Source organism: Saccharophagus sp. K07, from assembly GCF_014336955.1.
GTDB lineage: Bacteria > Pseudomonadota > Gammaproteobacteria > Pseudomonadales > Cellvibrionaceae > UBA5868.
The window spans coordinates 577,341-591,552 of the sequence record NZ_QRAI01000001.1; the positions used below are offsets into that span (position 1 = coordinate 577,341).

Consider the following 14,212-nt stretch of genomic DNA (forward strand, 5'->3'; position numbering starts at 1 on the left):
TGACATTTAGCTACTCCGGTTTATACCGGAGTAGTATTAACTCCCTTCTCTCGCGTTATTCCGAATAAGAATTGGAGGCGGTGTAGCTGTTCAATCGGTTGTACAGAGTCTTCAAACTAATGCCCAGCATTTCTGCGGCTTTTTTCTTATCGCCATCCAAATGTTCGAGCGTTGTCTGAATTAACTCTCTTTCTACATCCTCTACAGTCTTTCCAAAATGTATGCCATTACTTTGTGTCGTCTCCACTCGTGAAAACGGCGATTGAATACGCTCCGGCAAACGAATTTTTCCGGTTGCCTGGTCTGCCATGATGTAAGCGCGATGCAGGCAGTGTCTCAACTCGCGCACGTTGCCGGGCCAATCGTATTGGCAAAGACGTTCGAGATCTTCCTCGCGAATGCCGATTTTTGCGTTGTATTGCAAATTCAGATCGGTAAGAAAATGTTCTACAAGAAGAGGAATATCGTCTCTGCGGGTGCGCAGCGGAGGAATGTGAATGGGGAACACGGCCAAGCGGAAGTACAAGTCTTCGCGCAACTTTTTATCTCGCGCAATTTCATGTTCTGGCCGGTTGGTTGCGGAGACAACACGGCAATTGACATCTAATTGAGCCGTCCCGCCAAGCCGAATGACCTTTCGGGATTCAAGTACGCGCAGCAGATTGGGTTGCAGATCAATCGGCATCTCGGTGATTTCGTCCAGAAATAATGTACCGTCCTGGGCAAGCTCAAATACGCCGGGTTTGCGGCTAATCGCACCGGTAAAAGCGCCTTTTTCGTGGCCGAACAGCTCACTGTTGATCAGTTCAGTGCTAAAGGCGCCGCAGTTGATGGGAACAAAATTTCCACGCACTTGGCTAGCCACGTGAATCGAAGCGGCCACTTCTTCTTTCCCGGCACCACTCTCGCCGACTAGCATGACATTGGCTTGAGTCTGCGAGACTCGCTCGATCATTTCATAGAGCTTTTGCATGACAGGCGATTCGCCTACCAGATGTCCAAAATGTTTCTTTATGCCGCTTTCTCTGCTTGAACTACCATCGCTACTCGTTGCGAGAAACGCATTGAGTTGTTCGAGATCGATAGGCTTGATCAGATATTTAATATTGGGGCCGTACAGGTTCATTACGAAGGATTTGATCGATGCGTGGCCTGTTACCAAGGCGACCTGTAGGTTGTGATGTTCAGCATTTAGTGCGTCTAGTACATGAAGCCCGCTCCCATCCGGAAGGATAAGATCCAAAATCGCATGAGTGTAGCGGCTCGCCACAGCCATAGATTTAGCTTCGCCAACCGAGCTGGCGCCATGGACCGTATGACCCAGCATTCTCAGCAGTTCTGTCGTCGCGTTCAGAAACTTCGTGTCGTCATCGACTAGCAGAATATTCGCCACCTAGCATTCCTCTTTAATTGCCCGAGCCAAATCTATCCTTTAGCTTACTTGCGCACTTCGATGCCAAACATACGGCAGCACACGTAAGAGCTGTTAAGGTTTCTGTTTCGGTTATGAAGCCCAGGCATATTTCATTTTGCCAACGTCTGGTTATTCATACCCGCGTTATAAATTTTTGTTCCGCTTATTGTGGGCGCTTTCGTCAAATTCAATCACAACCAAAGAATTCAAAATGGTTATAACGACGGAAAAGCGCAATAGGTGACAAGCGGGTTCTGAAAAGATGCTGTGCGGGCCTCAAAACATTGATGCCTTAATCTATCACCATAGTCAGCAGGTCAGCTGAAAATATTAGATACTAAAGAGAGTATTAATGCTGTAGTGGCAGAAAAATCAGCGTCTTAGCAAGACTAATGGCGTTGGTTACTTTAAAGGAAAGGGGTTTTGGTGACAAGGCTGGACAATAAATAGGCTTTTCTGAAGGTGGGGTAACGTGATAGCCATATCACTGCGGCAAAGGCTCCCACAAAAATGATTTTTTTGTGGCGGAATCGGCTAAGAGGATGCCGATTCCAATGGGAAACTAATCGTTCACGATCAATGAGAAGCTGCGCATTCAGTTGCTCAATCTCGGTTGATAGCGTCATAGAGGCGTTCCCCGGTATTTTTAATAAACGAGCGCGTGTGAGGTAATGTTAGGCGCCGTACATACATATCGCTCACAATTTTGCAGGCAAATAATGCAAAGATTTGCAAAATGAAAAACCCTCCAATTCCCCAGCCAATTGAGCCGAAAAAGTAATAAGCGAGCCAGCCGATAAAAACGGAAAGGGATAACCAAGCAAACAATGCCAAAAATATCCCTATTATTGCTACGCCTATAAGTCTGGGTATCGCTTGGGCTGCCAAGCCGACTTCCATAAGGGCTAGGTCCATAAAACTGCGGGCGACAGTGAGCGCATCAGTGGCTATGGTAAACAGTGATGGTTTTGCATTCTCCTCAGGACTATTGTTTTGCATGTTGTGTTCGTCTGGCGCAGCAGTGCTGCTGCCAGACAGAGATTCGTCCGTGTGACTATGCGGTGTTTCCGTTGAGCCATTCACCATTAAATAATCTCGCTTAGATGGTGTGCGGAATTAACGGCTGACGCGTGACAAAAGCCATCCCAGAGCGAATGCGGCACCCACGTATAACAAGGGCTTTTCCGCAACTTTATTTTCCGCTTTGTGCTCCAGATCCCACGCAATACGTTTGCCTTCATTCAGTTTCAGTTTGGCGATATCTCCAGAGGCTACGCCGAAGCTGGCAAGTGCGTCATAAATGCTGGTAGATGCTTTTTTGAGTTGCTCTAGGGCTTCTCCAATTCGAGCAGCTTGCTCTGCAGAATTGCTAGTACCATATTCAGCTGATCGAAAACGCTCTTGATTGCTACCGTTGGTTTTTTCTGCCTCAAATTGAGGGCGTGGAGGAGTGGTCGGTTGTTGTGTGTTCATAAGCAGTACCTTTTTATAGGAACGTTATCGAATTAATCTGCACAGACGACGTGCAGGTATGTGAATATTGTTGTTAACAAATAGCGTGCCATTAAAATATGCCCGGCTTATCCCGACAATTCGCAAACAGGCGCGTAAATCGAGTATCAAGCGCTATTTTGTGGCCAAAACTTTGTAAGTTTTGCAAGCCATCGATTCTTTTTACAGGCTAGGTTGGTTTCGTCTTGGGGGCATCCATTAAACACTTCTACCCAATTTCCGATGAGTCGCAGATGATATAAAGCGAGCTTGATGCACATCAGCAGTGGGATGGCAAGTAACATGCCGCCAACTCCCCACAGCCATCCCCAAATAAACATCCACAGTACCACGAGAAGCGGGTTGATATTAAATCGCTTTCCTAACACCGTCGGGGTGACAAATTGACTCTCTATAACATTTAACACCATAAATACAGATGCGGGTGTAATCATGCTCAAAACCGAGTCGCCTTCGGAAAATCCCACAGCAGTCAAAATTACTAAAAGAATCAAAGGCCCCACATAAGGGGCATAATTTAAAATAGTCGCCAGAGCTCCCCATAGAAGTGCGTCTTTAACGCCAAATAGTGAGAGTGCTAATGCGGTGCAGATACCGAGCCCCACATTGATGAGAGAAACCCACAGGATATACATGGATACATCGTCGCGGATGACTTGGAACATTACTACGGTCAATTTCTTATCCGCAAAAGTTTCCTGGGAGCGGACAATATTGCGCATCAAGTCATCGCCATAAACCAGAAAAAAATAAATCATGATAATGACGGCGATGGATTGAATAAGAAAAATGATAGTCGTCTGCGCGAATAATGAAGCTAGGGTAACCACAGTGGAATCCATGGCTTGTTCGATGGCGGATGTATCTGTAGTTCTGGCCCTATACCCAAACTGCTGGAAAGCGCATAGACCCTGTCGGCGATGCGGCTACCTATCACTGGCGCAGCTTCCAGCCAGCGGAGCGCCGGGTTGAACAGCAGTACAGCAATATAGATAAAAGCTCCTAGTAGCACCGCTTCTAAAAGAAGGCTGGCTGCAGGTTTGGGAATGTGGAAGGTTTCCAGCGAGCGAACCAGTGGAGAAGCAAACAGCGCGATAAATCCAGCTACCAGAATTGGTAACAAAATCATTTTCGCCAGATAAATGATGGTGACAACGATTACTAATGTAAGAATTCTTAACGACAGCGGAGCGATAGGAGGCTTAGTTAACTCCGATTCTTCCTGAATTGCGTTTTCTTCCGCTTCAGGGAGGCGCTCTTGCGCTTTTGGTGTTGTAGCAACATCTGGCTGCGTTGGTGTAGCAGCATTATTTTGTAATGCTGGATTCTTTTTAAGAACAGCTTGGTCCATAAATCTAAATCGCTCGCTGAAGGCAGTTCCGCAAGATTGCGGGTTAAAATCGCCTCTGCGGAATCTGTGCCATGTGATCAATGCATGTCGCGGTGCGATTCGCAGGTGCGCGGCACGAATAGTTTTGCAAAAATGCCTAACCAATCTGAAAAATATTCCGCGCGATTTGCATTGCTTTACAGTTGTAATTGATTTTCTTTGATTTTCTTTTGGCATGGATGCTGCTGTCTATCTAAGCCTCATCACGAATAATAACGTGATTAATTAGCTAGCGGAAAATGGCTGGCAAGTAGATGGGACATGGGTAGGCCATATGAAAACTATAAGATTCATGTTCATTTCTTTAATGCTGTCTGTTTTGATACTGAACTCGCAAGCGGATGCTCAACCTGGGGCTTTGCTTGTTTCAGCTCGATCCAACAGCGATGCTAATACAGAGTTTGAAGCGGAAGCTGAGCGGCCAGCGGAGCATACTAAAGCGATAGAATTGGCCATCAAGGAAACCACCAAAAATGCTTGGTCGGATGTTGAAAGAGGAAATGTTGTAAAAGGAATTGAGTGGATAGCGTTGGTCGATAATCGTTTATTAATGGCGGGAAGTAATGTTTTTTGCACATTTTCGATGACCAACGACGGCTTTGGCGGACAAAGGTATTAGGGGATGAAAGCGGTCGAATTAACAGTGCCGTGGGACCTTAACGGTAATGTAGAAACGGAAGTGCACAACACACTCGCAGAGAATATTGTGCGCAAGCGCAATGTGAGTGAGGATCGTGAGCAATCCGTATTGGCTCTTATTTGGGTTTTCTTTTTTGCACGCCATAGGGCGATAACAGGATTTGGAGGTGTTAAGTGCTGAATACCACCTTTATAGATGATATGTGTTCGAGGCGCGCGCAAGCGCGTAAATATATGGTCAGTTGCTCGGCTTCTCACGGGCAGGAAAATCCGCAGACACTGATTGACTTACTAAATGAAGCTCTGGCAACTGAGCTGATCTGCGTACTGCGTAACAAGGCGCATTATTACGCGAGCCATGGTTTTCCCAGCCCTGACGAAGATGTAAAACTCGCGGATGCGGAGTACATGGAGTACGCCAACCAGGATCAAAAACACGTGGATCAGATTGCGGAGCGAATTACGCAATTGGGCGGGCATGCGGATTTTAATCCGGCAATACTCGGGCAGAGAGGCTACAGCGATTACACCAGCTCCGGCAGTCCTTTGGATACTTTGAATGAAGATCTGATTGCCGGGCGGATTGTGGTTGATATTTTCAACGAAATGATCCGGTTTATCGGACGGCGCGACTTGATTACACGCACCTTGCTTGAGCGGATCGTCGAGCAGAAAGAAGAGCACGCCACCCAGTTAATGGCGCGTATCCAGGCGTTGCGTATAACCCCACCTGCTCGTGTCGCAACCATGCGGGCAGCGAGTTAAAGGCCGCAAACGGGCATCCTTAATAGAACAGAAGTTTTTAACGCACCTGTTTATTGATTATAAGAGGATGCCGTTTGCCTCTCCGCCTTTCCTTTCCCATACCCTAGGTAGGGTTATTTGAGATTAAACATGCGCCTCATGCTTGTAAGATACAAACTTGTCGGTTTGTGTCTTGCCCCACCATGATTAAGGGGTTATATTTTTTCGCACTTCCGCGTGCCGTTTGCGCGCTGCTTTCTTGAACAGGTTGGCGTGTGGCGGAAGTTGCCAGTCGAAAGCCCAGCAATTCGCAGGTCGGAAGACACCCCTCTTGGCACGAATTTGTAGAGGATTACATTTTTTTTCATCTTTGTAAGGGACCAATAACTTACCATTGCCATCTCACTGGCAGGTTCTTGAATCGTCATTTGGTTTTTTTCCATCTGACGTGTCTTTTTTTCTTGTTCTCATTCGACAAGTAATTAACGTTCGCGGTGTTCCGCTGGATTGGATCTTCATCGTTTCGGTAGACGTACCATGGTTAAAAATATCATCTTCACCGTTTTTTCCTTATTTGCATTAATAGGCCTTCTTGGAGGTATTAAAGCAATTCAATTCAAAGATCTTTTTGCTGCGGCAGCCACTATGGTGCCGCCGCCAGCCGCTGTCGCTACGCATAAAGTTGAACAGCAAAGTTGGGAAATTACTCTGAAAGCCATTGGCTCTTTGGAAGCAACACAAGGGGTTGTGATTTCCGCTGACATTCCCGGGCGGATCACGGACATATTTTTTACGCCTGGGGCACAGGTGGAAAAAGGCACTCCGTTGATTCAACAGGATATTTCATCGGAAACCACGCAACTTCGAGCGGCGGAAGCCAATGTGGAATTGGCGCGCTTGAATGTTGAACGCGTGCGCGAGCTGTATAACAAGCGCGCTTCATCCAAAGCGGATCTGGATACGGCGGAAGCGCGCTACAAGGAAGCGCTTGCTCAGGCCGATACATTTCGCGCCGCTATAGAGAAAAAGACGGTAAAAGCGCCTTTCAGCGGCCGCCTGGGTATTCGTCTGGTCAACTTGGGCCAAGATCTGGCGAGCGGTACGCCGATCGTATCGTTGCAAGCGGTTGATACCATGTTCCTGAATTTTTCGCTGCCGCAGCAGAGCTTGGCGTTTTTGGCTCCAGGCTTGCCAGTACGCATGACCACGGACGCGGTGCCCGGCCAGATTTACGAGGGCGTCATCACCACCATTGATCCGGAGGTAGACCCCGCGACGCGTAACGTGCGTGTTCAGGCGACGGTGGAAAATCCCAATCGCAAGCTTCTTCCCGGCATGTTTAGCAATGTGGAAGTGGTTCTTCCCGAAACAGAGCCCGTTGTCGCTGTTCCTATTACAGCTGTGTCTTATGCGACTTACGGTGACTCGGTCTTCGTAGTGGAAGAGCAGACCAATGAGGCCGGCGAAATTCAACTGATAGCGCGTCAGCAGTTTGTGCAATTGGGTCGAACCCAGGGCGATTTTGTCGTCGTGACCAAAGGAATCAATGTCGATGATACCGTGGTCATTTCGGGCGGTTTTAAATTGCAAAATGGCGCGCCTGTGACGGTCAACAACGATGTTAAACCCGCGTTCTCTTTGAACCCTTCTCCCAAGGACACCTGATACCTATGGCGCTGCGGCGCCATGATGCAGGATTGCAGCTTAAATTTCCGGTAGACATTTTATGAAATCCTTTACCGATATCTTCGTACGCCGCCCGGTGTTGGCCATAGTCGTCAACCTGATCATTGTGATTGCCGGGCTGCAGGCGATTTCTTCTCTCACTATTCGCCAGTACCCACGCAGCGATAATGCGATGATCACCGTAACCACCGCCTATATAGGTGCGAGTGCGGAGCTGGTGCGCGGTTTTATTACTACTCCATTGGAACGCGCTATTGCTGGGGCGGATGGTATTGATTACATCCAGTCGCAAAGTTCTCAAGGTCTGTCCAACATTCAAGTGCGCCTGGAACTCAACTACGACCCTATCAAAGCGCTGTCGGAGGTGACCTCCAAAGTCAATCAAGTGCGCGGTGATCTGCCTCCTGAAGCGGAAGTGCCAATTATTAATGTGGAAAGTGCAGACAGCGCTTTTGCATCGGCATACTTAAGTTTCAGCTCTGAGATTTTGGAAGATAACCAGATCACCGATTTTCTCTCGCGTGTGGTGCAACCGCGCCTTTCCGCCGTAGAAGGTGTGCAGCGCGCCGAGGTGTTGGGCGGGCGAACTTTTGCGATGCGAATTTGGTTGAAGCCGGATCGTATGGCGGCTCTCAATGTAACGCCTGTGCAAATTCGCCAAGCGCTGGCGTCCAATAATTATTTGGCGGCGCTGGGTAAAACCAACGGTAATTACATCCAGGTCAATCTTTCTTCCAATACTGATCTGACTTCTGTTGCGGAATTTAAGAATTTGGCACTGCGCTCGGAAAATGGTGCGTTGATTCGCTTGCAGGATGTCGCTGATATTGTGCTCGGCTCGGAGTCCTACGATAGCGAGGTGCGTTATTCGGGAAAAACGGCGGTTTTTATGGGAATCTGGCCGCTGCCGAACGCCAATTCACTTGATGTGATGCGCTTGGTCCGCAAAGAAATGGAAGCCATGCAATCGACTCTGCCGCTCGGATTGGAAGCGCTTGTCGCCTATGACGCGACTGAATATATCGAAAGCTCCATCCACGAAGTTTTAAAAACCATGACCGAAACACTGCTGATTGTGGTCGGTGTGATTTTCCTTTTCCTCGGTTCCATTCGGTCGGTCATTATTCCGGTCATTGCCATTCCGCTGTCATTGATCGGCGCGGTATTTCTGATGCAGTTGTTCGGATTCAGCCTTAACCTGCTGACCTTGCTCGCCATTGTGTTGTGCGTTGGTTTGGTGGTGGATGACGCTATCGTGGTGGTTGAGAACGTGGAGCGTCATATCAGCGAAGGCAAGTCTCCAACCGAGGCGGCCATGTTGGGTGCGCGCGAGCTGGTAGGGCCGGTTATTGCCATGACAGCCACGCTGGTGGCGGTTTACCTGCCGATCGGTTTGCAAGGTGGACTCACAGGATCGCTATTCCGCGAATTTGCCTTTACCTTGGCTGGTGCGGTGACGATTTCTGGAATTGTGGCTTTGACCTTGTCGCCCATGATGTCCGCCAAAATGCTGACCAAAGATATTGAATCCCGTGGTTTTGCTGCCATAGTTGCGCGCGCTTTTGAACGCATCAAACACGGATACACCCGTTGGCTGGATGCCACTCTGCGCAACCGTATTGCGGTTTACGTCGTATGGGCGGTGATTTCGCTGCTGACGATTCCTATGTTTATTTTGTCACCGAAGGAATTGGCGCCCATCGAAGACCAGGGGGTAGTTTTCGGCATAGTGGAGGGATCGTCCAATGCGTCAATGGAGCAGGCGAGTATTTATGCCGCAGAAGCCAACCGCATATTGATGAGCGTTCCGGAAGCCGAATTTACCTTTCAGCTGACCTTCCCCAACAGCGGCTTTGCCGGGTTGGTGCTCGAACCTTGGGATCAACGGGAGCGCACAGCATTTGATGTAATGCCGGAAGTTACAGCGAATTTGGCTTCGATTCCCGGTGTGAACATATTCCCGATTCTGCCGCCTTCTCTGCCTGGTGGTGGTGATTTCCCGGTGGAATTTGTTATAGCGTCAACGGAAGAGCCGCAGGAAATTCTCAAATACGCCGAACAATTACAAATGAAGGCGATGCAAAGCGGCATGTTCGCATTCCCGCCGAATATCGACACCAAGGTGGATTTGCCTGAGGCGCAGGTCATTATCGACCGCGATAAAGTCGCATCTCTCGGGTTGGATATGCAGCAGGTGGGCGCTGATTTGGGGGTGATGCTCGGCGGCGGATACGTTAACCGGTTCAATATTGGCGGGCGCAGTTATCGCGTTATTCCGCAGATCAAAAGGGCGGAGCGGCTTAATCCCGACCAGTTGGAAGATATTTATGTCACAGGGCCGGATGGTAAATTGGTTGCCGTCAGCACATTTGCTGATATTGAGCACCGCACAGTGCCGCGCTCACTCAATCGCTTCCAGCAGTTGAACGCGGTGAAGCTGAGTGGTGTGGCGATTCAGCCTTTGGACGACGCGCTGCGCTTTTTGGAAGAGGAGGCGGCGCAGATTCTGCCGCAGGGTTACATGATTGATTACACCGGCGAGTCGCGCCAGTTGCGTAGAGAAGGCAATAAATTTTTACCGGCATTTTCTTTGGCAATTGTGGCGATCTTTTTGGTGTTGGCTGCGCAGTTCAACAGCTTCCGCGATCCCTTGGTGATTTTGTTGGGGTCTGTGCCACTTGCCATGTTCGGCGCGCTCGTATTCACCTTTTTAAAAATGCCTAATCCGCAAATGCAGTATTGGACGGATGGTTGGACCACTACGCTAAATATCTATTCGCAGGTCGGCTTGGTTACCCTAGTGGGATTGATCGCGAAAAACGGCATTCTGGTGGTGGAGTTTGCGAATAAATTGCAGGAGCAGGGATTAGCGAAATTGGATGCGGTGCGCGAAGCGGCTATAACGCGATTGCGACCGATCTTGATGACCACCATTGCAACTGTAGCTGGTCACTTCCCGTTGGTATTGGTCACTGGTGCGGGTGCGGAAGCGCGTAATTCCATAGGCCTGGTTTTGGTTGGTGGTATGGCGATAGGCGCGTTTTTCACTTTGTTTGTGATTCCTTCGATCTACATGCTGATCGGTACCGATCACCGCAAGGCTGCGGAGCGCCAAAAGCTCGCCTTGGCTCAGGCTACCCGCTAATTCTTTAAGCCCGGCAGAGATGCCGGGCAATTCCTCCCTCGAAACCATCCATCCTCTGGGAAGTCCCGCTGGGCTGTGATTTTTCTTTATCTGTTGATTTTGGACTAGATTTTGTACAGAAGACCCCGGTAAAAATCCGCTGCGCGGGTTGCTTATTCGGACTCCTGAGCCATAGTTAATAGGCTGGAATTGAAACCGGTACCACACGGTAGAGACTATGCCGTGTGCCTGTGACTTTGACGTATGACATTTCTATGGGTGACACTTTTTCGGTAGGTGGATCGACCTCTACGGGTGAAACATTCACGTTTCTGCTGGTAGATGACCACGCGTTGTTCAGAGCTGGGTTGGCGGTTCTATTGCAGAAGATGCCGGGGGAAGCAGTGGTCCTGGAGGTAGGAACAGCGGCGGAAGCTCAGCAAGTCTCTCAGGAAAACCCGGACATCGACCTGGTGTTGCTGGACTACACCCTGCCGGACTCCAACGGTATTCAGGTATTGCGGGCACTCAAAAGCAGCCGGCCCGCATTGCCGGTGATTCTGCTGTCGGCCCATATCGACTCCAATCTGATCCAGCTGGCGCTCAAAGAGCAGGCGAGCGGATTTATCCCGAAAACCTCCACCCCAGACGTTATGCTTTCCGCTATCCAGCTGGTTCTCAACGGCGGTATCTACATCCCCTTGGAAGCCATGGAGAGCTCATCGAATGCGACCTACAGTCCTGTCGCAAGCGGTGCAGGTGGCAAGGCTCAGCTGACCCAGCGGCAGATGGATGTGCTGCAGCAAATGAAAAACGGCTTATCGAACAAAGAAATTGCCCGCCAACTGCATATGTCACCCAGTACTGTGAAGGTTCATGTGGCAGCGATTCTGCGCGAGCTGGCGGCCAGCAGTCGGACCCAGGCGGTGTTCCTCGCCAAAGACCAGGGGTTGCTCGACTAGCTCCGGCTTACTGGGCTAGCTCCTAAGCCGAGGTTTTATTTCCTCTCTTTAATTTTCCTGCGGGGTTGTTAGAGCTTGTAACAGGGCGCGCAATTTTGCGGGTCGCACCGGCTTGCGCAGGGATGGGATGCCGCTGTTATCAATGCGCGTTAGCAACTCTGGGTCTTGCGTGGCAGTGATCACCAAGGCGGGGAGCGGTCGCGCGAGTTGCTGACGCACCTGGGCGATGGCCTGCAATCCGTCCATATCCGTATCCAGCTGGAAGTCAGAAATCATCAGGTCATAAGCCGACTCATTAGCCAGCGCCGTTTGCAAATCGTCCAACCGCGCCCAGTCGCTCACTTGGCAGCCCCAACCTTGCAGCAGCTGCGTCAGCGCCTGTCTGACGTCATCGTCGTCGTCCAACAGCAGAATTTTCAGGGCGAGTTTGTTTTGAATTAGTTGTGGTGTAGAGATAACTGGCGCCGGCGGCAGTGCGGGGGATTCAGTTTGAGTGACGCTAGTTGCATGGCTCGGCGCGACGATTCGGAACATTGTGCCGCGGCGCAATTTGCTGGTGACTATGATCGAATGGTCCAGCAATTGGGCTAAGCGTTTAACAATAAAAAGCCCTAGGCCAACGCCTTTGTTGTTGTCATTTTCTTCGTCTTTGATCTGCACGAATTCATTAAAAATCTCGCCGATTTTTTCCTGCGGAATACCTCGCCCGGTATCCCAAACCTCGATCCAAACCGCATTGTTGCGTTTGCGCGAGCCAATCAAAACACCGCCAGTGCGCGTGTAGCGAATGGCGTTGCTGATCATATTGCGAATAATCCGCTCCAGCATATTGGGATTGGAAAATACGGTTAGATCGCGGTTGTACAGGCGCAATTCGATGCGCTTTTCACCCGCGAGTGCTTCAAACTCGTCGTAGATTTTGGTCAACAGTGGCCGCAGTTCTACATTTTGTTTAGGCACGCGTGTCATGCGCGATTCGAGCTTGGAAATGTCGAGGAGATCGGTAAACAAGTGGTTGAGGTTGTCCACCACTTGTTCCAGTTTTTGAATCAACGGTTCTTGTTTTGCGGTGGCGTGTTCTTTGATAGCACCGACAAAAATCATCATGGCTTGCAAGGGCTGACGCAAATCGTGACTGGCGCCGGCAAACATTTTTTGCAGATTTTGATTGAGATCTTGATGCAGGCGTTTTTGTGAAGCGAGCTGGTCATTTTTTTCCTGAATTTGCACCGCGTATTCCTGCAGCTCATTTTCGTTGGTCTGCAATTCCTCCAGCATCTGATTGATCATGCGCGCGATGATGCCGTAGGGGGATTTGCCGTATTCCTTGGCACGCAAGCGGTAATTCTGCGTTTGATAAAGCGTGTTACAGAGCTCTTTCAATTCGCGCAGCGGCTGTGCCTGGAGAAATTCCTGCTGGCGGCGCAAATAATTGCGGCTGAGCAGTATGGCGCTGGCAATAAAGGAAAGGATCAAAACGATCAGAGTGGTGAGAAGTGGCAGCAAGGGAGGGCGCTGATCATCGGCGCGCAAAATCATCTGGCCAGCCTGACCCTCGCGGGTGGTGAACGGCAGTATCACAGTCAGTTCTGCATGACTTCCCCATTGCTCGTTGGGATGCTGAGGACAAGGGGCTTCGCCTTTTAATCCGCTGGCAATATGCAATGACTGGTCGATGTAAATACAGGTGAGCCGTAGCCCGGGCACATTGAGCAAACGCAGGAATTCCGCCCCCACATCGTTCGCCCCCTGTTGCGTCAGATGTGATGTCACGGCATTGGCGTAGTAAGTCAACTTGAGGCGATTTTCCCGCCCTTGTGCAACATTGTTCTGAATCAACAACGTACACAGCAGAACTATAAGGGCGAGCAACCAGGCACAGACAAAAGCGGTTAGCCACCAGCGGGTAATGCCGCTCTTCAACCAATAAATCACGCCTTGTTGTGCCGCCATAAGTTGTCTCTCGTGCTTTAGTAATAAGGAGTATAGATGGCGGGTAATTGACGGCTTTATTGGGCAGAGATGGGCGAGATGTTCTCAGGCGGCTGCGTGTACTTACCTGGATGGCCTAATCCCTGGATTTTGTGAACTGTGTCACTATATTGTAAGTGTCAAGATACGATGTAGGACGCCCACTATGCTCGGTAGCAATATCAACCAAGATCTCGTTTGGACCCTTGGCGGCAACACTTTCCCGGAAGCGACCTTCGGTTTTTTGAAGCGATTTGAGGCCGCTCTGTGCCTGTTTTCCGGGACTGTCAGCCAGCTCTATTCCAACTATGAAATCGTGCATTTCGGTCATGACGGTCGCAAGCTGGTTGCTCTGCCCAATCAATTTGCCGCGCATGACACCTTCAACAATATCGAGTCCGATGCCGTAGAGCCGACCGGACTTTATATTCTGCCGACCGAGGTGACGGATCGCGGCTGTATGGAAAAAGGCTTGCGCCTGGTGTACCGCTGCAGCAAAACCGGCAAACCGCGTTCGATTCCTCTGCAAGAGGGGTTGGAGAAAGTCCGTAAGAAGTTTCTGCCGAAAGAACCGTTTCTGCCGGTGATGATCAATAAAGATCTGCGGTCATTGAATGGCAAGATCCCCGCGATGCATTTGCACCGACTGCGAGTCGCTAAGCTCGACAATATTTCCGACCTAATGAAGATGGATATTTCGCGAACGGTGGAAGACAAAATGAATGCGTTTTACAAAGTCAGCTGATTGCAGACACTGAAATAAAAAAACC

13 protein-coding genes are annotated in these 14,212 nt (G+C 49.7%); 7 read left to right on the top strand and 6 right to left on the bottom strand.

All coding sequences use genetic code 11. The annotated features are described in order from the left end of the window. Nucleotides 1-55 precede the first annotated feature (55 nt). The 5 genes from DWB84_RS02395 to DWB84_RS02415 form a co-directional block, all read right to left on the bottom strand. The gene (locus DWB84_RS02395; RefSeq protein WP_187408156.1) at nt 56-1,393 is read right to left on the bottom strand and encodes a sigma-54 dependent transcriptional regulator; all 1,338 of its coding nucleotides are present in this window, start codon (nt 1,391-1,393) and stop codon (nt 56-58) included. A gap of 624 nt (nt 1,394-2,017) precedes the next feature. Continuing rightward, nucleotides 2,018-2,413 carry a hypothetical protein gene (locus tag DWB84_RS02400; RefSeq protein WP_187408157.1) on the bottom strand — a complete coding sequence of 132 codons (396 nt, stop codon included), beginning with the start codon at nt 2,411-2,413 and terminating at the stop codon, nt 2,018-2,020. A 117-nt stretch (nt 2,414-2,530) separates the two neighbouring features. Then, complete coding sequence (locus DWB84_RS18795) at nt 2,531-2,887, bottom strand: hypothetical protein (protein ID WP_222867987.1); 357 nt, start codon at nt 2,885-2,887, stop codon at nt 2,531-2,533. A gap of 146 nt (nt 2,888-3,033) precedes the next feature. After that, a complete protein-coding gene (locus DWB84_RS02410; protein ID WP_187408158.1) occupies nt 3,034-3,756 on the bottom strand; it encodes an AI-2E family transporter in 723 nt (240 codons plus the stop codon). Beyond that, nucleotides 3,744-4,493, bottom strand: a complete 750-nt coding sequence (locus DWB84_RS02415; RefSeq protein ID WP_187408159.1) for an AI-2E family transporter — start codon at nt 4,491-4,493, stop codon at nt 3,744-3,746. Before DWB84_RS02415 ends, DWB84_RS02410 begins: the two co-directional genes overlap by 13 nt. Before the next feature lie 97 nt (nt 4,494-4,590). On the opposite strand from DWB84_RS02415, the gene DWB84_RS02420 reads away from it, so the two are divergent. The 6 genes from DWB84_RS02420 to DWB84_RS02445 all read left to right on the top strand — a co-directional run bounded on the left by DWB84_RS02420 (nt 4,591) and on the right by DWB84_RS02445 (nt 11,471). Next, the gene (locus DWB84_RS02420) at nt 4,591-4,935 is read left to right on the top strand and encodes a hypothetical protein (protein WP_187408160.1); all 345 of its coding nucleotides are present in this window, start codon (nt 4,591-4,593) and stop codon (nt 4,933-4,935) included. 3 nt (nt 4,936-4,938) lie between these two features. Then, complete coding sequence (locus tag DWB84_RS02425; protein ID WP_187408161.1) at nt 4,939-5,136, top strand: hypothetical protein; 198 nt, start codon at nt 4,939-4,941, stop codon at nt 5,134-5,136. After that, a complete protein-coding gene (locus tag DWB84_RS02430) occupies nt 5,130-5,720 on the top strand; it encodes a ferritin-like domain-containing protein (protein WP_187408162.1) in 591 nt (196 codons plus the stop codon). Before DWB84_RS02425 ends, DWB84_RS02430 begins: the two co-directional genes overlap by 7 nt. A 516-nt stretch (nt 5,721-6,236) precedes the next feature. After that, nucleotides 6,237-7,364 (top strand): efflux RND transporter periplasmic adaptor subunit, encoded by a 1,128-nt coding sequence (locus DWB84_RS02435; RefSeq protein ID WP_187408163.1) that lies wholly within the window; start codon nt 6,237-6,239, stop codon nt 7,362-7,364. 61 nt (nt 7,365-7,425) lie between these two features. Then, nucleotides 7,426-10,530: an efflux RND transporter permease subunit gene (locus tag DWB84_RS02440; protein WP_187408164.1), complete on the top strand. Its 3,105-nt coding sequence runs from the start codon at nt 7,426-7,428 to the stop codon at nt 10,528-10,530. A gap of 254 nt (nt 10,531-10,784) precedes the next feature. After that, on the top strand, nt 10,785-11,471 hold the full coding sequence (locus tag DWB84_RS02445; protein WP_187408165.1) for a response regulator transcription factor: 687 nt from the start codon (nt 10,785-10,787) through the stop codon (nt 11,469-11,471). 48 nt (nt 11,472-11,519) lie between these two features. Here the strand turns inward: DWB84_RS02445 and DWB84_RS02450 are convergent, their stop codons facing one another. Further along, nucleotides 11,520-13,424 (bottom strand): hybrid sensor histidine kinase/response regulator, encoded by a 1,905-nt coding sequence (locus DWB84_RS02450; protein WP_187408166.1) that lies wholly within the window; start codon nt 13,422-13,424, stop codon nt 11,520-11,522. A 184-nt stretch (nt 13,425-13,608) separates the two neighbouring features. On the opposite strand from DWB84_RS02450, the gene DWB84_RS02455 reads away from it, so the two are divergent. Then, on the top strand, nt 13,609-14,187 hold the full coding sequence (locus DWB84_RS02455; RefSeq protein WP_187408167.1) for a hypothetical protein: 579 nt from the start codon (nt 13,609-13,611) through the stop codon (nt 14,185-14,187). The last annotated feature ends 25 nt before the right edge of the window (nt 14,188-14,212 follow it).